General features: G+C 70.2%; 13 protein-coding genes. 10 read left to right on the forward strand and 3 right to left on the reverse strand.

Annotated features, from left to right (window positions below; genetic code table 11):
- Positions 1-153: 153 nt before the first annotated feature.
- From AB0310_RS12590 to AB0310_RS12630, 9 genes are all read left to right on the forward strand, one after another.
- On the forward strand, positions 154-1107 hold the full coding sequence (locus AB0310_RS12590) for a glycosyltransferase family 2 protein (protein WP_366237371.1): 954 nt from the start codon (positions 154-156) through the stop codon (positions 1105-1107).
- Positions 1098-1817: a CDP-alcohol phosphatidyltransferase family protein gene (locus AB0310_RS12595; protein ID WP_259953558.1), complete on the forward strand. Its 720-nt coding sequence runs from the start codon at positions 1098-1100 to the stop codon at positions 1815-1817. The genes AB0310_RS12590 and AB0310_RS12595 overlap by 10 nt, the downstream gene beginning before the upstream one ends.
- Positions 1814-2431, forward strand: coding sequence for an arsenate reductase/protein-tyrosine-phosphatase family protein (locus AB0310_RS12600; protein ID WP_187663190.1), 618 nt, complete (start codon positions 1814-1816; stop codon positions 2429-2431). The genes AB0310_RS12595 and AB0310_RS12600 overlap by 4 nt, the downstream gene beginning before the upstream one ends.
- Positions 2432-2627: 196 nt before the next feature.
- The gene (locus tag AB0310_RS12605; protein WP_187663191.1) at positions 2628-3161 is read left to right on the forward strand and encodes a DUF4352 domain-containing protein; all 534 of its coding nucleotides are present in this window, start codon (positions 2628-2630) and stop codon (positions 3159-3161) included.
- Between the two features lie 77 nt (positions 3162-3238).
- Positions 3239-7966, forward strand: coding sequence for a PKD domain-containing protein (locus tag AB0310_RS12610; protein ID WP_366237372.1), 4728 nt, complete (start codon positions 3239-3241; stop codon positions 7964-7966).
- Between the two features lie 11 nt (positions 7967-7977).
- Entirely contained in the window at positions 7978-9285 is a 1308-nt protein-coding gene (locus AB0310_RS12615) for a hypothetical protein (RefSeq protein ID WP_366237373.1), read from the forward strand.
- A gap of 55 nt (positions 9286-9340) precedes the next feature.
- Complete coding sequence (locus tag AB0310_RS12620) at positions 9341-10693, forward strand: tyrosine-protein kinase domain-containing protein (RefSeq protein WP_366237374.1); 1353 nt, start codon at positions 9341-9343, stop codon at positions 10691-10693.
- A gap of 184 nt (positions 10694-10877) precedes the next feature.
- Positions 10878-13502, forward strand: a complete 2625-nt coding sequence (locus tag AB0310_RS12625) for a right-handed parallel beta-helix repeat-containing protein (RefSeq protein ID WP_232089171.1) — start codon at positions 10878-10880, stop codon at positions 13500-13502.
- A gap of 10 nt (positions 13503-13512) precedes the next feature.
- Entirely contained in the window at positions 13513-14823 is a 1311-nt protein-coding gene (locus tag AB0310_RS12630) for an MATE family efflux transporter (protein ID WP_366237375.1), read from the forward strand.
- Between the two features lie 45 nt (positions 14824-14868).
- Here the strand turns inward: AB0310_RS12630 and AB0310_RS12635 are convergent, their stop codons facing one another.
- Genes AB0310_RS12635 through AB0310_RS12645 form a run of 3 tightly spaced genes read right to left on the reverse strand, consistent with a single transcriptional unit; the run spans position 14869 to position 18726 of the window.
- Entirely contained in the window at positions 14869-16005 is a 1137-nt protein-coding gene (locus AB0310_RS12635) for a glycosyltransferase (RefSeq protein WP_259953564.1), read from the reverse strand.
- Positions 16002-17195, reverse strand: a complete 1194-nt coding sequence (locus tag AB0310_RS12640; RefSeq protein ID WP_280564739.1) for a DUF1972 domain-containing protein — start codon at positions 17193-17195, stop codon at positions 16002-16004. The genes AB0310_RS12635 and AB0310_RS12640 overlap by 4 nt, the downstream gene beginning before the upstream one ends.
- A gap of 4 nt (positions 17196-17199) precedes the next feature.
- Positions 17200-18726, reverse strand: coding sequence for a sugar transferase (locus AB0310_RS12645; protein ID WP_366237376.1), 1527 nt, complete (start codon positions 18724-18726; stop codon positions 17200-17202).
- 313 nt (positions 18727-19039) lie between these two features.
- On the opposite strand from AB0310_RS12645, the gene AB0310_RS12650 reads away from it, so the two are divergent.
- Positions 19040-20230, forward strand: a complete 1191-nt coding sequence (locus tag AB0310_RS12650; protein WP_366237377.1) for a low temperature requirement protein A — start codon at positions 19040-19042, stop codon at positions 20228-20230.
- The last annotated feature ends 7 nt before the right edge of the window (positions 20231-20237 follow it).

The following is a 20237-nucleotide window of genomic DNA, read 5'->3' on the forward strand; positions in this document are numbered from 1 at the left end:
CCCCGCGCCGGCTCATCGTACCGTGAACGACGGGTGCGCCGAGCCGCCTCTGGCGTATAGTCGGTGTCCTGGGAGTCGACGCCGGTCGCGACTCTGGGGAATTCGACCGGCGACCCGAGCGGACCGTGTGGGCGGATCCGGGGGGAGGATCGCGTGTCAATCGTGCACGGACGGCTGGCCGTCGTCGTCGTGAACTACGCCTCGGCGCGGCTGCTCGAGCGCAATCTGGTGCTCGTGGAGCGCGAGGCTCGTGCCGTCGATGAGGAGGCCCTGGTGGTCGTCGTCGACAACTGGGCCGGTGCCGCGGAGCGCGAGGCCGCCGTCGCGGTCGCAAAGGCGCACGGATGGACCCTCATCACCCCCGAGACGAACAGCGGATTCGGCGGCGGCGTCAACATCGGGGTCACGCGGGCGCTCGCCGACGGCGCGACCGACGTCCTCGTGATCAACCCGGACGCGCACATCGACCGTGTGTCTCTGGGGCGCCTGGCCTCGGTCACCTCGGCCTCGCGCACGACCCTCGCCTCGCCGGTGATCACCGACTCCGAGGGACGCACCTGGTTCGCCGGCATCGACCTCCTGCTCGACGACGGCACGATGCGGGCGCGTCGCAAACGCCGGGCGGACGACGCGCGCCCCTACGAGCCGTGGCTGAGCGGTGCCTGCCTGTGGATCACCCGCGAGGTGTGGGCGCTCTCGGGCGGCTTCGACGTCGAGTACTTCCTCTACTGGGAGGACGTCGACTTCTCGCGCCGTGTGGTCTCGGCCGGCGGGACGCTCGTGCTCGTCGAGGAGGCGACGGCCGTGCACGACGAGGGCGGCACGCAGCGCGCCGAACCCCAGCTCGCGAGGGCGAAGTCGGAGGGCTACTACTTCTACAACATCCGCAACCGGATGCTGTACGCGGTCCGGCACCTCGACGACGAGGCCGTGCACCGCTGGCGCCGGTCGATACCCCGTACCGCCCGCGAGGTGATCCTCCGCGGCGGCCGCCGACAGCTGCTGCATTCCGCCGCTCCGCTGCGCGCCTACGTCCGCGGGGTGCGCGAGGCCAGACGGATCGCGCGCCTGTCCGGCACGGAATCGAAGGGAACGTCATGGTCGTAGACGCCTACCGTCAGCTCGCCAGGGCGCAGAAGGGCCATGCCCGCGGCGCCCCCGCCTACTCGGTCTACGTGAACCGCAGGCTCGGACGCGTGCTCGCCGCGCTGGCGTTCCGGCTCGGCCTCACGCCGAACCAGGTGTCGATCATCAGCGCCGTCCATTCGTTCGCCGCCATCGGCCTCATCGCCTTCGCCCCGGTCACGGTGCCGCTCGGGCTGCTCATCGCGCTCCTCCTCGTCCTCGGCTATGCGTGGGACTCCGCGGACGGTCAGGTCGCGCGGCTCCGCGGCGGCGGGAGCCCGCAGGGCGAGTGGCTGGACCACTTCATCGACACGCTCAAGATCGCGTCGCTGCACCTCGCGGTGCTGATCGGCCTGTACCGGGTCCTTCCGGAGTCGCCGGCGCTGCTGCTGATCCCGATCGTGTTCAGCATCGTCGCCTCGACCACGTTCTCGGGCATGCTCCTGAACGACCTCCTCAAGGGCAAGCACGCCGTCGCGTCCACCCATGAACGCGGCGGAGGCACCCTGCGACGCTCGCTCGTGCTGCTGCCGACCGACTTCGGGCTGGTCTGCCTCGTCTTCGTCCTCTGGGGCTGGACGCCGGGGTTCCTCGTCGCGTACAGCGCGCTCTGCGCCGCCGCGGTCCTGTTCCTCGCGCTCGCCGCGGTGAAGTGGTTCCGCGAGATCGGAAGGCTCGGTGACCCGGCATGACCGGCGGCTCGATCCTCATCGTGTGCGCGGCCAACGTCTGCCGGTCGCCGCTGGCCGAGCTGGAGCTGCGGCGCCGGCTCGGGGAGGGCTCCTCGCTCTCGGTGCGCAGCGCCGGCGTGCGCGCCAACGACGGAGACCCGATCTGCGCCGACGTCGCGTCGCGGCATGCCGACGAGGACTGGCGGGCACGGGCGCAGGCGCATCGAGCCCGCGAGGTCACCCCGGAGATGCTGGCCGCAGCCGACCTCGTGCTGACCGCCTCGCGCGATCTCCGGGGGGAGCTGGTGCGGGCGGCGCCGGAGCACCGCGACCGGATGTTCACGCTGCGTGAGGCCGCGCACCTCGGCGTCGGGTTCGCGCCCGGCGGCTCCGATGTCATCGCCGACTACGTCGCTCACCTCGACCGGGCACGGACGCGTGCGGTGCCCCTCAGCGGCTCGCCGGGTCGCGGCGGCGGGCTCCGGCGTCTCCTCGGTCGTCGCTCCGTCGAGGACCCTGCCTCCATCGCGGATCGGCACGGGAGTCGGGGTCATGCCGGCACCCTCTCCGAGGTCGAGCAGGCCGTCGACGCGATCGGCGGGCAGCTCGGGAGACAGCGCCGACACTCCTCCTGACCGGAGGGTTGTGGTTTTCCACGGTCCGCACTACCATTAGCCGACGCCGTGTTCTGCATGGCTGGGGGGAAACCGGAGCCGAGGGGGCTCCGGCTGGGGATCTGGGTTCTGGGGAGCTGCAGTGTTCACTGTTTCAGCATGCCGTTCTGGGGACGGCTCATCACGCGCACGCCGTGCGCTTTTCATCGCGCCCGTCGTGGCGCTCGCGCTCGTGTTCGCCGGATGCACGGCGGCACCGGACACCGCGGCGTCGCCGGAGCCCGAGGGCACCAGCACGACCGACTGGACGCCGCCGGCCGATCCCGACGCCCAGGGGCCCACCGAGGCCCCCGCGCTGACCGAGGAGAGCGGTGCGCTGGACGCGGAGATCGCGCTGTCCACCGACATGGTCGTGACCGTCGACGACATCTCGACCACCGAGGTCACCCCCGAGACGCCGGGCGAGTATGCCGGCTCCGCCGTCGTGGTGACCGTGAAGGTCGCCAACGACTCGAAGCGGGCGCAGAGCATCGACTCCGCCGTCGTCAGCCTCGTCACGGACGACGGCGACGTCGGGGTGGCCACCACCGCGGGTCCGAACGAACCTCTCCATGGAGAGCTGGCCGCCGGCGACGAGGCCACGGGAACCTACGTCTTCATGCTCGACCCCACGAAGGGTCGCGCCGTGAAGATCAGCGTGAACTACGCCGCCGGCGAGCCGGTGGCGACCTTCGCGGGCGAGCTCTCCTGAGCCGTGGGCGCGACGACTTTCACCGCGTCTCGTACGTGACATTTTCGAAGAAGAGAAATCTGGGGCTGGGGAGCAACATGGGTAAGACATCCACTTCGAGGCGGGCGCTGAGCGCACTCGCGTCGGTCGTGACGGCGGCGCTGCTGATCACGGGCATGACCACGCTGGGGGCGACCGGGGCCGCGGCGGCGGATTCGCCGTCGACGCCGCCGCCGCTGCTGCAGCGGAACGACGACGTCGTGACGTCGGACCCGATTCCGACCGTGCAGATCGACAACGGCTACGTGTGGTCGCAGACCACGATCGGGTCGACCGTCTACGCGGTGGGCAAGTTCGACAACGCCAGGGCGCCGCTCGCCGTACCGGGGACCAGCCTCACCGCCCGGTCCAACGTCCTCGCATACGACATCAACACCGGTCAGCTGCTCTCGTTCGCACCGCAGGTGAACGGCGTGATCAAGGCCGTCGCCGCCTCGCCGGACGGCAGCCGCATCTACATCGGCGGCTCCTTCAACTCCGTCAACGGCCAGACGCGCTGGAACTTCGCCGCGCTGGACGCCGTGACCGGGCAGCTGGTGCCCGGGTTCTCGCCCTCGATCGGCGGCAGCGGCGTGTACGCCCTCGCCACCTCGGGCTCGAGCGTCTACGTCGGCGGTCTCTTCACGCAGGGCAACGCGACCCCGCGCAAGAACCTCGCGGCCTTCTCGGCGACGAACGGCGCGCTGCTCAGCTGGGCGCCGCAGACCGACCTCCAGGTCGACGCCATGGTGATGGACCCGGCGGGTCAGAACGTCATCGCGGCCGGCCGCTTCTCCCAGGTCAACGGCGACCTGACGATGCGCGGCACCGTCGCGCTCGACAAGACGACCGGCGCGGTGGACAGCGGATGGGCGCTGCCGCAGACGGTGAAGAACGGCTCGAACACGGGCGCGAACTCGGGCAAGGCGGGGATCTTCGGCCTCGCGGCCGACGCCAACGCCGTATACGGCACCGGCTGGGTCTACGCGGATGCGGCCACCGGCAACCTGGAGGGCACCTTCGCGGCCGAGGCCGGAAGCGGTCAGGTCCGCTGGATCGCGGACTGCCTGGGCGACCACTACGGCGTCTACTCGACCGGCAAGACGGTGTACACCACCAGCCACACCCACGCCTGCAGCACCATGGGCATGCACCCCGAGCAGAACCCGCGCACGCACCGCTACTCGGAGGCGTACACCGCCGACGCCCGCGGTCTGCTGGGCAACCAGCCCGCCGCCGGAGGCACGTACAAGAACTGGGCCGGGACACCGGCGCCCTCGGCCTACGCCTGGACGCCGGACTGGGCCGTGGGCGTGACCACGGGCATGGGTCAGGCCGGACTCTCGATCACCGGTGCGGGGAACATGATCTCGATCGGCGGCGAGTTCCGCTCCGTGAACAACGGCCGCTTCGAGGGACTCGTGCGGTTCTCCACCAACCCGCCCGGCGGCGCGAAGGACGGCCCTCGGCTGTCGGGGGCGAACTGGACCGGCACGGCGCAGTCGTTCATCCCTGGACGCGCGCGGATCTCGATCCCCGCGAACTGGGACCGTGACGACCTCACGCTGACCTACGAACTGCGTCGGACCGGCACCACCGCCCCGGTGGCCACCGCCACCGCCCGCGGCACCTGGTGGGACCGCCCCTCGGTGAACCTCGAGGACAAGACCGCAGCTCCCGGATCGACGCAGGAGTACACCGTCGTCGCGAAGGACAGCGCGGGCAACTCCGTCTCCAGCCAGGCGATGAGCGTGACCATCGCGGCCGGTGCCGTGTCGAACTACGTCAACGCCGTCACGGCGGACGGCCCGCAGCTCTACTACCCGCTCGGCACCGCCGCGCAGGACTGGGCCGGGTCCAACACCCCCGTGTTCGGCACGGGTGTCACCGCCTCGACCTCCGGGGTGGAGAACACGGCGACGGGCGCCTCGACCTTCACCGGGACGAGCGCGGGACGCGTGGCCTCCGGGAGCAAGATCGCCGCGCCGTCCGAGTTCTCGACCGAGCTCTGGTTCAAGACCAACACCACCAGCGGCGGCAAGCTGATGGGCTACGGCGCCGCGGCGTCGGGTGAGTCGACCAGCTACGACCGTCATCTCTATATGACGAACAACGGGCGTCTCGTCTTCGGCACGTACAACGGCAGCACGCAGACCGTCCAGAACGACGCCGCGCTCAACGACAACGAGTGGCACCACGCCGTCGCGTCGCAGAGCGCGGAGGGGATGAAGCTCTACGTCGACGGCAAGCTCGTGTCGTCGCTCGCGGGGGCCACCACGGCGGAGAACTACACGGGATATTGGCGTATCGGCGGAGACAACCTCGCCGGATGGCCGTCCGAGCCGAGCTCCAAGTACTTCAAGGGGGCGCTGGATGAGGTCGCGGTCTACCCGTTCGCCCTCACGGCGACCCAGGTGAAGACGCACTACGGAATCGGCAAGGGCTTCCAGGCCCCGACCGCTGCCTTCACCGCCACGCCGACCGACCTCGCCGTCGCGTTCGACGCGGAGGCTTCGGCGCCCGCGGGCTCGGCGACGATCGCCGGCTATCGGTGGGACTTCGGCGATGACTCGGCGACGGCCACCGGCAAGACGACGAGCCACACGTACGAGGCGTCCGGCACCTACACGGTGGCGCTGACCGTCACGGACAGCAACGGACTCGCCACCACGGCGGAGAAGCAGGTCGTGGTGAAGGCACCGAACGTCCTGCCGACGGCGGCCTTCGAGACGACGGCGAACGGGCTGTCGGTCTCGGCCGATGCGTCCGCCTCGACGGACTCCGACGGCTCCCTCGCCTCCTACGCATGGAACTGGGGAGACGGCACCACTTCGACCGGTCAGGTCGCGACGCACGTCTACGCCACGCCGGGCACCCGCACGGTGACCCTGACGGTGACCGACGACCGCGGCGGGAGTGCGTCGACCACACGACAGGTCGAGGCGACGCATGCCGACCCGGTCGCCGCCTTCACCGCGACCGCGTCGGGGCTGAGCGTCAACGTCTCGGCAGCCGGATCGAGTGCGTCCGACGGCGCGACGCTGTCCTACTCGTGGAACTGGGGCGACGGGTCTCCCGCCGGTTCCGGGGCCACGGCAGGCCACACGTATGCCGCGGCCGGCGCGCATGACATCACCCTCACCGTGACCGACAGCCTCGGCGCGTCCAAGGCCGTCACGAAGACCGTGACCGTGACCGCGCAGGTCTTCGCCGCGTCCGACGCGTTCGGTCGTGTCGTGTCCAGCGGCTGGGGCGCCGCCGACAAGGGCGGCACCTGGGCGCCGATGAGCGGCTCCGCCGCGGCGCTCTCCGTCGGCGACGGCGTGGGCAAGGTCAACCTGGCACCCGGTGACACCAGGGAGATGCTGCTGCAGGGCACGTCCCTTCTCGACACGTCCGCGCGGATCACCTACACGCTCGCCTCCGGGCCCTCCTCCGGGGCGGCGTACGAAGGTCTGGGCGCACGGCGCTCCGGGTCCTCGGGCTACCGGGCTCTCGCCTGGCACCGTCCTGACGGCACCACCTGGCTCGTGATCCACCGCAACGGCACGGCGATCGCCAGCACCGCCGTCTCCGGTCTCTCCTGGAGCGCGGGCAGCTCGTTCTCGCTCCTGATGGAGACGACCGGGTCGTCCACCACGACCATCCGCGCCAAGCTGTGGGCGGCGGGGTCTGCGGAGCCCGCCAACTGGCAGCTCACCACGACGGACGCGACGCCGGCTCTGCAGGTCGCCGGTGCCCCGACGGTGTTCTCCTACCGGTCGGGCAGTGGCACCGGCACCAACCTCGCCAGCTTCGACGACTTCACGCTGAAGAACCTCGGCACGCCGGCGCCGGAGCCCGAGCCGCAGCCCGAACCGGAGCCCGCGAACGTCGCTCCCACCGCCGCGTTCACCGCGACCGCGACGAACCTCACGGTCGCCGTGGACGGCAGCGCCTCGACCGACTCCGACGGCACGATCGCCTCGTACGCGTGGGACTTCGGCGACGGGACGACCGGCACCGGTGCGACCACCAGCCGCACCTACACCGCGGCGGGGACCTACACCGTCACCCTCACGGTGAAGGACGACAAGGGCGCCACGCACACCACCAGCAAGCCGGTGACCGTGACGGCGCCTCCCGTCGACCCGCAGCCCGAACCCGAACCCGAACCTGAGCCGCAGCCGGCTCCGGTGGCGGACGACGGCTTCGACCGCACCGCGGGGCCCGGCTGGGGCACCGCCACGGTCGGCGGGGCGTGGACGATCGCCGGCGGTTCGCAGGCGGCGGCGACCGTCGCCGACGGCCAGGCGAAGCTGAACCTCATCGCCGGCGACACCCGGCATGCGACGCTCAACACCACGTCCGTCGCCGATGCGGTGCTCGAGACGCAGTTCCGGGTCGATCAGGCCCCGGCCGCGGGTGGCGCCTATGTCGGCGTGATCGCGCGGCAGTCGGCGGCCGGGAAGTACTTCGTCCGCGCCTGGCTGCGTCCTGACGGCACGGTCTGGCTCGTCGTGCACCGCGAAGGGACCGTCCTGCGCACGCAGGCCGTGCCCGGACTGGTGTGGGCCGCGAACACCTCGTACAACCTCGAGGTGTCCGTGACGGGGACGACGTCGGCGACCCTCTCCGCCAAGTTCTGGCCGACGGAGACGACGAAGCCGGCAGCCTGGCAGATCACCACGACCGACGCGGCACCCCTGGGTGCGGGTGCGGTGGGACTGAGCGGCAACCGCTCCGGCAGCGCGACCGCGCCGCTCGGCGTGTCGTTCGATTCGTTCCGCGTCACCGCACCGCAGTAAGATCCTGACGCATGGCCACTGCTGTCCCGATCGCGCTCCTCGCCTTCGGTGGAATCGCGGCAGTGGCCATCGTCGTGTTCGCACTCCGGCTGCTCCCGCGTACCGCCTTCGTCGTGTGGGCGGTCGTGCTGTTCTTCGTGCCTCTCTGGGTAGGGGTGAACATCAGCTTCTACTGGGCGGCGATCACCCTGCTCACCGTCCTGCTGATCATCGTGAACTGGTCGGTGGTGCCGTTGCGGGCGGCCGATGCCTGGGTCGCCGCGTTCGTCCTCGTCGTCGTCGGGTTGTACGGGTTCGGCGCGGTCGACCTGGCCTCCCTCGTGGCATCGCTTCTCGAGTGGGTGATCCCCTACATCTGGGGGCGCGTGGTGCTCGCTCGCATGACGACCGAGTGGATCACCTCGACGATCGCGGTCGTGGCGATCGTGGCCGCCGCTCTCGCGGTCGTCGAGTTCCTCACCTCCTTCAACCCCTTCGTCCTCATTCCCGGGTCCGGCGTGGTGTACGACACATGGAGCCCGCTGCAGGAGCGCGGCGGGGTGCTGCGTGCGGAGGGGGCGTGGGGGCACTCGATCGCGCTCGGCGCCGCGCTGGCGATGTCCTCCGCGTTCGTCGTGGCGACGCGATGGCGACTGTTCCCGAAGATCACCGGCATCGTGCTCATCGCCACCGCCACGGTCTTCACGTTCAGTCGGGCGGGCCTGCTCACACTGGTGTTGACACTCGTCCTGTCCACCTTCCTCATCGTCGGGGTCTCGACGCGCTTCCGGGTGACGGTGGCCGTCGCCGGGGTGATCGGCACCGCGATCGTCATCCCCGTCATCGATTCCGTCTTCGGTGCCGCGGGGGACGAGGCCGGAGGCAGCGCCGACTACCGCACGGACCTGCTGGTCCTCCTGGAACAGGTGCAGCTGTTCGGGAACCCCGGCGACTGGCATTCCCTCGTCTCCGGCGACTACTACCTCGGATACTTCGCCCGGTCGGTGGACAACGCCCTCGTGCTCACGCTCCTCCGGTACGGGTACGTGCCGACCCTGCTCATCATGGCGGCCGTCGTCTGCGCGGCGCTGATGGCCGTGCGGCGCTCGACGCGGAGTCCCGCCGCCCTCGCCGTCGTCGGACAGCTCCCGAGTCTGGTCGTCGTCGCCCTCATCACGCAGTACAGCATGTTCCTGTGGTTCTGCGTCGGGCTCGCGGTGACCTGGGCGCGCGACGCCGGAACGCGATCCACCACCGCGGAAGAGGCCTTCCTGCGAGATCTCGGGACGGCGTCACCGCCGGCGACGACCGGACCCGCTCCACAGGTGCGGCAGACGTGAACGGGCCGTGCAGATGGCTCCTCTAGAATCGAGACCTCAGGGGGAATGGGGAGTCATGGCCGAGAGCCGGGTCAGCCTGCGTGTCATCGCGGGCTCGCTGCGCAAGTTCTGGTGGTTGATCGTGCTGTGCGGCGTCGTGGGCGCCGCGGGGTCGTACGGATACGCGTCGCTGCAGACGCCGTTGTTCCAGGCGACGACCTCGCTGTACTTCGCGCTGAACCAGGGCACGAGCGCCTCGGACCTCAACCAGGGCTCGGTGTACACCCAGAGCCAGATGCTGTCGTTCGCCCAGCTGGCGACGAGCTCGCGCGTGCTCGATCCGGTGATCGAGGAGCTCGAGCTCGACACGACGCCCCGCGCGCTCGCGAGGGACATCGAGGTGACCATCCCGCAGAGCACCGTCACCCTGCGGATCACCGGCATCACGGACGACCCGGAAGCTGCGGCCGAGCTCGCGAACGCCGTCGCCGAGCGGCTCATCACGGTCGTCAAGGACGTCGCTCCGAAGGATCCGCAGGGCGAGTCCACCATCACCGCCGAGGTCATCGACGACGCCGTCGTCCCCGAGTTCCAGTTCACTCCGAGCAAGCCCAGGGACGCGGCCCTCGGCGGTTTCCTCGGAGGCGTGCTCGGCCTTGCGGCCGCCGTGCTCATCGGTGTGCTGGACACCCGTGTCCGCAACGAGGAGGCGCTGACGCAGGCCGGCGGGGATCCCGTGCTCGGCGTCGTCTCCAAGTCGCCGCTGCTGGAGGCGCGGGGAATCGCCGTCGCCCAGGAGCCGCTCGGCCACACCTCGGAGGAGTTCCGCCGCATCCGGTCGGCGCTCGCGTACGCGAACGTGTCGTCCCGGGTGAAGGTGCTGCTGGTGACCTCCGGTATGCCCGCCGAGGGCAAGTCGACCGTGTCGGTGAACCTCGCGATGACCCTCGCCGCGCTCCGTAATTCCGTCCTGCTCATCGACGCCGACATGCGCCGCCCGCGTGCCCACGAGCACGCCGGCATCGACGGTTCGGTCGGACTCACGAGCGTCCTGCTCGACGAGGTGGAGTTCGAGGTGGCCAAGCACCGCGTCGCGGACACCACGCTGGACATCCTCCCCGCCGGGACGATCCCGCCGAACCCCGCCGAGCTGCTCACGTCGGCGCGCATGGCACAGCTTCTCGACTTCGCCGCGGCGGACTACGACTACGTCGTGATCGACTCGCCCCCGACGCTGAGCGTCGCGGACGCCAACCTCCTGGCCACCCAGACGGACGGTGTCATCCTCGTCGTCGACGCCACCAAGACGCGGCGGGCGGCACTGGCGAAGAGCATCAAATCGCTGGAATCGGGCGGCGCCCGCATCCTCGGCACGGTCCTCAACCGTGCGCGTCCGGACCGGCATCGCAGCGAGTACTACAGCGAGTGAGCGACCCGCCGTCCTCCCGGGGGAGGCGTGCAGCATATCGGCGGAAGGGCTCGAATCGTTTGCCATCGTCCAGACGGGCGGTTATTCTTCATGGGTTGCGAGGGGGGCTCGCACTTTGTCGCCGGGGTTGAAACTGCGGCGAAGCGTGGGTGATCGTGTATTCCACCCCAGAAACGGTGACATCGTGTCCTTTCCGTTCCCTGTTCGTCTCTCATCGCCAGCGGCGCCACGGCGTCGCCATCGCCTGCTCGCGGGTGCCCTGGGCGTCACCGTCGCGCTCTCCGGAGTGCTGATCGCCGCACCGGCCTCCGCGGCGGTCGCCGCCGCCTCGCCTTCGGCCCGACCGGCGGCAGCGTCTGCGGGTCCCCTCCTCTCCGACCCGATGAACCGCACCGTCGCGTCCGGCTGGGGCGCCTCTCCCGTCGGGGCCTGGCGTGTCGTCGAGGGTGCGTCGAGCGTCGGGAACGGGCAGGCGATGCTCGCCAGCCGGAAGCCCGGGATCACGGCGCGGGCGACCGTGGCCGGGGTGACCGCGGCGGATGTGTCGAGCCGCTACACGGTGACGGTCCCCGCCCTCCCCGTCGGCGGTCCGCTCTACCTGGCCCAGGCCGTCCGCATCGTCGGCAAGGACTCCTACGGTGTGCGTCTCCGCGTGCACCCCGACGGCTCCGCCTACGTGTCCGTGGTCCGGATGACCGACCTCACCACTGTGCAGAACCTGAGCGAGCGACGACTCCCCTTCCCGGTGACGACGGGCATGTCGCTGCGCGTCGCCCTCGACGTGACCGGGACCAGTCCGGTGACGCTCGCGGCCAAGGCCTGGGCGGCAGATGGGGACGAGCCGTCCGCGTGGCAGGTGACGCACGCCGATTCCTCGGCCACGCGGATCACGGCCGCGGGTGGTTACGGCTTCGCGCTGTACACGTCCTCCGGAGCGAAGGCCGCCGTCCCGCTCGCGATCGACGACGTGCTCGCAGCCGCGCCCGCGCCGGTGGCGACTCCCACTCCGACGCCGACGCCGACGCCCGCCCCCGCGCCGAACCCGGCTCCTGCGCCGAACCCGGTTCCGGTTCCCCCGGTGACGCCGACCACCCCGGTGACACCCGCTCCACCTGCCACCCCGGCCGGTGTCCGCGGGAAGCCGGGCGCCGCCGCCCCGGGGTCGCTGTCGTACCCGGCACCCGCCACCGCGATCTACGCGGCGCCGGGCGGATCGGACGGCGCTGCCGGTACGAAGAACTCGCCGGTGCGCACGATCGCGGCCGCGCTGCGGCTGGTACCGAACGGCGGCACCATCGTGCTCCGCGGTGGCACCTACCACGAGGAGATCGTCGTGCCGCCGCAGAAGCGCGTCACGATCCAGCCCGCTCCGAACGAGGCGGTCTGGATGGACGGCGCGAAGACCGTCACCGGCTGGAAGCCCGCAGGCAAGACCTGGACGGTCGACGGCTGGGGGACCGCGCTCGACTCGAGCCCCACATACACGAAGGGAGCGCCCGACAACACCCAGCCGGAGTGGCGCTTCGTCGATCCCGCGCACCCGATGGCCGCGCATCCGGACCAGGTGTGGGTCGCGGGCGTGCAGCTGCGGGAGGTCGCCTCCGCCGCGCAGGTCGTCGCCGGGACCTTCTTCGTCGACGATCGGGCGAAGCGGCTCGTGATCGGCACCGACCCGACGGGCAAGCCCGTGGAGGCGAGCGTGCTCACCCAGGCGCTCTCGATCCGGTCCGCCGGATCCGAGGTGCGCGGCATCGGCATCCGCCGGTACGCCACCAGCGTGCCCCAGATGGGGACCGTCATCGCCGCAGCGAGCGACATCACGCTCGCCGACGTGACGATCCGCGACAACTCGACGACCGGCTTCTACTCCTGGGCGCCGAGGACGACGTTGACGCGCGTCTCGTTGATCGGCAACGGTCTCCTCGGTGGCGGCGCCTCCCAGGCCGACGGCTTGAAGGTGAAGCAGATGCTCTCCGTCGGGAACAACGCCGAGCGCTTCAACCACTCCCCGGTGTCCGGCGCGTTCAAGGTCACCCGGACGCGCGGAGTGACCGTCACCGACAGCGCGTTCACGGGTAACGCCGGTCGTGGTCCGTGGTTCGACGAATCGGTCATCGACATCGTCTTCACGGGTAACGACGTGATCGGCAACACCGGTCACGGTGTCATGGTCGAGCTCTCGGAGCGGGCGGTCGTCGCCGACAACATCATCGCCCGCAACGGCGACTTCGGGCTGTTCGTCCTGAACTCCGGCAACGTGAAGATCTGGAACAACACCTTCGTCGGCAACGCCAACCGGAACGTCAGCATCGGTCAGGACGGTCGCCGAGCCTCCGACCCGAACGCGGCGGGCCACGATCCGCGCACGCGCTTCGCACCGCTGGCGCCGTGGATCGTGCGCAACACCGTGATGTCCAACAACGTCATGGCGGAGAGCGCGGGCAACTGCCTGGTCTGCGTACAGGACTACTCGACCACCTTCACCGGTGCGCAGATGATGTCGAGCGTGAACGGCAACCTCTACCACCGCACCGCCCCCGGCACGCCCCGATGGTTCTCAGCCTGGTCGAAGGGATCCGTCTCGCGGGATCCGGCGGTGGCAGACACCCTCGCGGCGTTCACCGCGGCGACGGGTCAGGACCGCCGCTCGCAGTTCGTGCAGGGAGCCTCCGTGGTGTCCGCCACGTACGTGCTGGCGCCCGCGCAGGCGCAGCGTCAGGCCGCAGTGGCAGTCCCGGTGCCGGCGGATATCGCCTCGGTATCGCGACTCCCCGGCAACAGCGCGACGCTGGGAGCCCTGCCGCGGTGACGATCTAGGTATGGGTTCTCTTCTCGCTGTCGGCGCCCGCGCGCTGACGATGGTCATCGCGCTGGTCTGCGGCGTTCTCACGACGCGGATGATCATCGGAGACGCGGGCGTCGGCAGCTTCGCCCTCTACACGCTGCTCACGACGATCCCGTCGCTGCTGACCTTCACCGATCTCGGCAGCGGCGCCGTGCTCGTGAACGCCGTGGCCACGAGCGACGACGTGAGGACGGACGAGAAGCTCCGCTATCAGCTCACGTCGGTCGGCCGGGTGCTGCTGATGTTCGCGGCCTCCGCCATGGCGATCAACACCGTGCTCCTGGCCACCGGTGCCTGGGAGATCGTGTTCGGCGATGCCGGAGGAGAGCCGGGGGCGTCGCTGGCCGCCTTCTTCTGCGTGACGATCTTCTGTCTCGGTATCCCGCTGGGCATCTGGGCGCGGATCATGCTCGGGCAGCGCAAGAACCACATCGTGATCCTGCTGCAGGGCCTCACCTCGCCGCTCACGCTGGCCGGGGTGTGGCTGCTGCTGACGTTCGGTGGCGAGAATCTGCATTCCTACGCGGCGATCGCGTCGTTCGCGGCCTCGCTGATCGTCTCGATCCTCGGCGTCCTCATCACCGCTCGGACCACGTCTCCGTTGATCCCCGAGGCTGCGCGCATGGTCCTGCGCCCGCGACGGTTCCCTGGCGTACGGGTGATGGACGTGGGATGGCCGATGCTGGCTCAGATGGTGACGTATCCGATCGCGGTGGGGTCGCAGCGGTACGTGATCGCCCAGCTCGGCGGTCCGACCGACGTCGCCGAGTACGGTGTGGCCGGGCAGGTCTTCTTCGCGCTCAACGGTCTGGTGATGGCCGGTGGGCTCGCGCTCTGGCCGCATTTCGCTCGCATGCGACACCAGGGCGATCTCCGCCGCGGACCATTCCTGCTCTCCGGACTGTTCGCCGTGGCCGTCGCCCTCGCGACGGTGGTGGTGTGGCTCGTCGGGCCGTGGCTGTTCGGGTTCATCACGCAGGGAGAGCTGGAGGTCCGGCCGACCACGATCTTCGCGTTCGGCCTCATGATCATGCTCACGGCGGCTGTCTACCCGCTCGGGATGTTCATCATGGACAAGCCCGGGATCCGATTCCAGGTGATCCCCACCCTCAGCATGGCCGCGGTCGGGGTCACCCTGGCGTTCGTCCTCACACCGATCCTCGGTATCGCCGGTCCGCTCCTCGGTGTCGCCTTCGCGCTCCTGGTCTGTCAGCTGATCCCGTTCTCGATCTACATCGTTCGTCATCGGGCGCGGCTCACGGCCGAGGCCGCCGTCTCGGCGTGAGCCCAGGTCGCGCGCGCCCGGCGCCGTGCGGATACCCGCGGGTCGTCAGTCGAGGACGCCGGCGGTGACGCCGGCGCGGTAGACCGCAGGTGCGTGCCGACGCAGGGCTTCGTCGCGGCTCTCGGCCACACTGCCCACGAGGTCGTCCCACCGTGCGCACACGTCGTCGAGTGCGGCGGCGATCGCCGGAGCATCGTCCGGTGCGACCAGCTGCGCCGTGGCGTAGCCGCCCGCGGCCTCGCGCAGACCGCTGCTGTCGCTCGCGATGACGGGGCGGAGCCCCAGAACGCCCTCGACGGCGGTGTTCCCGAACGGCTCGTCCACCCGGGAGGGCACGACCAGCACGTCGGCTTCCGCGAGGAACGGCCAGATGTCGGCGTGGAATCCCGCGAAGGTGACGGAGACCCCGGTCTCTGCGGCACGGGCGCGCAGTTCGCGCTCGTACCATTCGTATCCCTCGAAGACCGCCCCGAGGAGCGTGACCTCGACGGGCCGCCCCTCCGCCTGCACTGCCGCCGCGGCGTCGATGACGAGGTCGGGACCCTTCCGAGGCGAGAGCCGCCCGACGTACAGCACGCGGAGGGCGCCGTCGATCCGGGGCCGCGGCGGCGCGGGGTGCGGGGGCGACGCGACGCCGTTGGCGACGATCCGGGTGCGGTCGGCGAGAGCGGGCAGCGCGCGCCGGATGGTGTCGAGGCTGAAGCGGCTGTTCACGAGGGTGCGGACGGAGGCGAGGTGCGGCATGTAGAGCAGGCGGTTCACCAGCGTGCTCCCGGAGGCCTCCGCCTCGTGCACGTGACTGACCGCGCGAGTGCCGCGGAGTCGGGCCACGAGGGGCCATTGCGGAATGATGATGGTCGACACGTAGACGGCGTCGGGGCGCACGCGTCCGATCAGACGCCATGCGGCGCCGAGGCCCCGGAACATGTCGCGGAACAGGCGGGGCAGACCGCGCGGGGTGAGCAGCACCTTGCGCAGGACGAGCATCGGCAGGATGACGACCTCTGCTCCGGCGGCGCGCAGCGGCGGGACGAGCAGACCCGAGCTCGGAAGGGCGACCACCACACGGGCTCCGGCCTCCACGAGACCGATCGCGCTCTCGAGGAGCATGCGGTCCGACCCGAACATCTCGGCACCGGGATGCACGAGAAGGACGGTCTTGCGCTTCACGCCGGTGGTCATCGTGTCGCGTCCGCGGGGGCGGGGGCCCAGTCGGCGCTCCGTCGGCGCGCACGCCGGGCGGACGCGTGGACGCTGGAGCCTTCGGACAGACGGCGGGCGAGGTCTTCGTACTCGTCCGCGACGTCGTCCCAGCGGAAGCGCGTGCGGGCGATCTCCTGCACCGCGGCTGCATGCGCGTCGCGGGTCGTGGGGTCGGCTTCGGCGGCCGCGACGTGGGTCGCGACGTCATCCGCGTCGGCGAAGAACCAGCCGTTGCCGCCGAGGACCTCCCGGTTGAAGGGCACCTCGTAGCCGATCACCGCGGTGCCCGCACCCATGGCGCGCAGGAGCGACGGGTTGGTGCCACCGACGGAGTGGCCGTGCAGGTAGGTGGCGGCGTGGGCGTAGAGCCCGTCGAGGAGCTCCTGGTCGTAGACGCCGCCCACGAGGCGGATCCGCTCGTCGCCCTCGGCGGCGTTCCGGATCTCCTGGATGTATCCGGCGGCGTACGGCGCGGAGCCGACGACCACGAGCGGCAGTCGCGCGGCGCTGGCGCGGTATCCGCGGACGATCTCGAGCACGTGGTTCTCCGGCTCGAACCGAGCGACGACGAGGTGGTAGCCGTTCGGAGTGAGGTCCATCTCGGCCAGGCGGTGCGTCGGCGGCTGATCGAGGATCGGCGCGCCGTATCGGATGAGCTCCGTGGGCACGTCGAACTGGTGGCGGTAGTAGTCGGAGATGCCGGGGGCGTCGGCGATGAGCGCGTCCGCGGTGCGGACGCCGAACTGCTCGGCCCAGCGATAGTACGCCTTGCCGCGGGGACCCCACTTCGACCGGCGCCACTCCAGACCGTCCATGTGCAGGGCGACGGGCGCCCGGCGCAGCCGGAGCAGCGGGAGGAACGGCGAGTTCGCGGCGTTGAAGACGAAGGTCGCGTCGGGGCGGCGGTGGAAGAGCAGATGCAGGGCCGACAGCCCGGTGTGGCTGAGGGTCTCGATCTGCTTCACCGGGACCGCGGGGAGGTGCACCACGCGCATGCCGAGGTACTCCTTCTCGCGGTGCTCGGAGCCGCGGGTGTACACGACGACGTCGTGGCCACGGTCGGCGAGCCGTCGCCCCACCTCTTCGATGGCCGTCTCGAATCCGCCGTAGGCCGCAGGCACGCCGCGGGTCCCCACCATCGCGATCGTGAGGGGTGTCGTAGTGCTCATCCGCTCAGTATGCCCCGCTCGGCTGCGCCATGACCTTCGCGGTGCGCCACATGATCTGCAGATCGTTCATGACGGACCAGTTCTCCACGTAGCGCAGGTCGAGCCGCACGCTCTCGTCCCACGTCAGGTCGCTGCGTCCGGAGACCTGCCACAGACCCGTGATCCCGGGCTTGATGTACAGGCGGCGGAACACGGTGCCGTCGTAAGCGGTGACCTCGCTGGGCAGCGGCGGCCGCGGACCGACGACGCTCATGTCGCCGACCAGCACGTTCCAGAACTGCGGGAGCTCATCCAGCGACAGCTTGCGCAGCACCTTCCCGACGCGGGTCACGCGGGGGTCGTCCTTCATCTTGAAGAGGAGGCCGGCGCCCTCGTTGTGGTCCTTCAGCGCCGCTAGCTGCTTCTCGGCGTCGGTGCGCATGGAACGGAACTTGACCATCTTGAACGTACGGCCGTCCCGGCCGACACGCTCCTGGAAGAAGAACACGGGCCCCGGAGAGTCGAGCTTGATGAGAGCGCTGAGCACAGGTGTGAGCAGCGCGATCGGAATCAGCGCGATGGCGGCCACCAGTACGTCGAGGGCGCGCTTCAGCAGGTGGACGCCGCCCTCGTAGGTCGGGATCTTCACCTGGATCAGCGGCAGGCCGTCGACCTGGCGGAGCGAGATGCGAGGACCCGCGACGTCCGTCAGGCGGCTCGAGAGGATGAGCTCGGCGGCGGTGCCTTCGAGCTGCCAGCTGAGCTGCTTGACGAAGTCGGGGGACCCCTCGGGGCGGCTCGCCACGATGATGGTGTCCGCCCCGAGCTGTGCCGCCGCGGGGGCGACGGTGTCCAGATCGCCCACGACCGGGTAGATGCTCTCCCCGATCCTGAGCGCGCCGGCATTGCGATCCAGCAACGTCGTCCCCACGACGTGGTAGCCGTTCTCCCCGCCCTTCTGCAGGGAGTCGATCACATACTCGACGTCCTCGGTGGCGCCGACCACCAGTGTCCTCGACGCGAACCGTCCGGACAGGCGCTGCCGCTGCAGCCAGCGACGCCAGGCCCAGCGGGCGAAGAGGAGACCGAGCATGCCGACCGGGAGCGCGATGAAGAACAGCGGCTGCAGCCCTTCCCACTCCAGGAGCACGCCCGCAATGGCGGTGATGCCGAAGGCGAGACCCGCCGCGTGCGCGACGCGACGGTACTCCGTGGCCCCAGACCCGAAGATGGCGGCGGCTCGGCTGTTGAGCGCCGACAGCATCAGGTACCAGGCGAGACCCAGCAATGCGGCGTTGCGCACGGCCTCGATCACCGTGACGCCGGTGAGCAGCTGGACCGTCGCCGTCAGTGCGACGGCGATCAGGATGACAGCCGCATCCGTGATCCGCAGTCGCATCCGATAGCGACGCTCCCACTGCAGGCGTCGTTCGAGCGTCGCCGAGACACGCGGCGTGCTCGCCGCATGCGTCACCGACGCGGTCGCCCGCGGAGCCGTGATCGGCGTGAAACCCGTACGAGCGATGCTCAGAGCATCCTCGACGGAAGTCATGCCGAGGCCCCTTGAGCCGTGAATGTACGCAGATAACCCCAGTGCGCCATCGTTTCCCCAGTTTTCCCCAGACCATGAACCCCACGTTCACGGACACGTCTGCGTCCCGACCCCTCGGGTCCTGCTGAAGCTTCGCGATCCCACATCGAGAAGGTGTCCTCGTCGTCCCAAACCGACGAGGCGTGCAGCAGGCACTGCAGACGGTCATCACTGTAGCGGATTCGGCCGCCCGACGGAAGCGCTTCCCGAGGGTGAGCGAAAACCCGTTCCGGAATACCGCATGCGAGGGTGCACCCGGAGCTAGTCTGTCGCGGTGACCGCGCACCCGACATCGAGTCCTCGCTTCCGTCTGCAGCCCATGCGGCCGCGCGACCCCGGTCAGCCGCATCGGGCCGCGAGTCCGCTGGAGCTCTTCTTCGACCTCGTCTTCGTGGTGGCGGTGAGCATCGCGTCGGCGCAGCTGCATCACGCGCTGAGCCACGGAGACTTCCTCCACGGGATCACCTCCTACGCGATGCTCTTCTTCGCGATCTGGTGGGCGTGGATGAACTTCACCTGGTTCGCGACCTCGTTCGACACGGACGACTGGCCGTACCGGATCGCCACGTTCGTCCAGATGGCGGGCGTCCTCATCCTCGCCGCCGGGATCCCCGGGGCCTTCGAGGAGGGCGACTTCACGCTCCCCGTGGTGGGCTACGTCGTCATGCGGATCGCGGTGGTGGCGCAGTGGCTGCGCGCCTCGCGGAACGAGGGCCCGCTCCGGCGCGTCGCTCTGCGGTACGCCCTCGGCATCGCCGTCGTGCAGGTGCTGTGGCTTCTGTTCCTGCTGATCCCGTCCGGCCCCATGCAACTCGCGGCCTTCGTCGTCTTCGCGCTTATCGAGATCGCGGTCCCGGTGTTCGCCGAGCGCCGGCACCAGACACCCTGGCATCCGCACCACATCACGGAGCGCTACGGTCTGTTCACTCTCATCGTGCTCGGCGAGAGCCTCCTCGCCTCCGCCAACGCGATCATCGACGCGCTGGACGAGGTGGAGGCCCTGGGTCCGCTCCTGGCCATCTCGGCCCTCGCCTTCGTCGTGACGGCGGCGTTGTGGTGGATCTACTTCTGGCCGCCCCACCACCGGGCCATCACCACTCTCGGCCGTTCGCTGCGCTACGGCTACACGCACTACTTCGTCTTCGCGGCGGCCGCGGCCTTCTCCGCCGGCATCGAGGTGGAGCTGGACGTGATGACGGGGGAGAGCCATCTCGCTCCCGTGGCGGCCACCTTCACGGTGTCCATCCCGATCGCGGTGTTCCTCATCGGGATCTGGTGGGTCGCCATCCGCGACAATGCCGACCGCGTCGTCAACACGGTCATCCCCGTGGGGGCGCTGCTCGTCCTGCTCGACCCGTTCGTGCCCGTGCCGGTGGCGCTGACGGCAGCGGTCATGGTGGGGATCGTGGCGGTGCTGGTGATGCGGCCGCCGATTCCCCGCGGCGCCGCGGCGACGGACGCCTGAGCGCCGC

The organism is Microbacterium meiriae, assembly GCF_040702565.1.
In the GTDB taxonomy this organism is placed as follows: Bacteria; Actinomycetota; Actinomycetes; order Actinomycetales; family Microbacteriaceae; genus Microbacterium; species Microbacterium meiriae.

Bases quoted from the DNA above. Each gene is read 5' to 3' on its own strand.
- AB0310_RS12645 (WP_366237376.1), bottom strand. From the start codon at position 18,726: ATGACTTCCGTCGAGGATGCTCTGAGCATCGCTCGTACGGGTTTCACG.
- AB0310_RS12635 (WP_259953564.1), bottom strand. From the start codon at position 16,005: ATGACCACCGGCGTGAAGCGCAAGACCGTCCTTCTCGTGCATCCCGGT.
- AB0310_RS12615 (WP_366237373.1), top strand. From the start codon at position 7,978: ATGGCCACTGCTGTCCCGATCGCGCTCCTCGCCTTCGGTGGAATCGCG.
- AB0310_RS12600 (WP_187663190.1), top strand. From the start codon at position 1,814: ATGACCGGCGGCTCGATCCTCATCGTGTGCGCGGCCAACGTCTGCCGG.
- AB0310_RS12620 (WP_366237374.1), top strand. From the start codon at position 9,341: ATGGCCGAGAGCCGGGTCAGCCTGCGTGTCATCGCGGGCTCGCTGCGC.
- AB0310_RS12640 (WP_280564739.1), bottom strand. From the start codon at position 17,195: ATGAGCACTACGACACCCCTCACGATCGCGATGGTGGGGACCCGCGGC.
- AB0310_RS12595 (WP_259953558.1), top strand. From the start codon at position 1,098: ATGGTCGTAGACGCCTACCGTCAGCTCGCCAGGGCGCAGAAGGGCCAT.
- AB0310_RS12630 (WP_366237375.1), top strand. From the start codon at position 13,513: ATGGGTTCTCTTCTCGCTGTCGGCGCCCGCGCGCTGACGATGGTCATC.
- AB0310_RS12610 (WP_366237372.1), top strand. From the start codon at position 3,239: ATGGGTAAGACATCCACTTCGAGGCGGGCGCTGAGCGCACTCGCGTCG.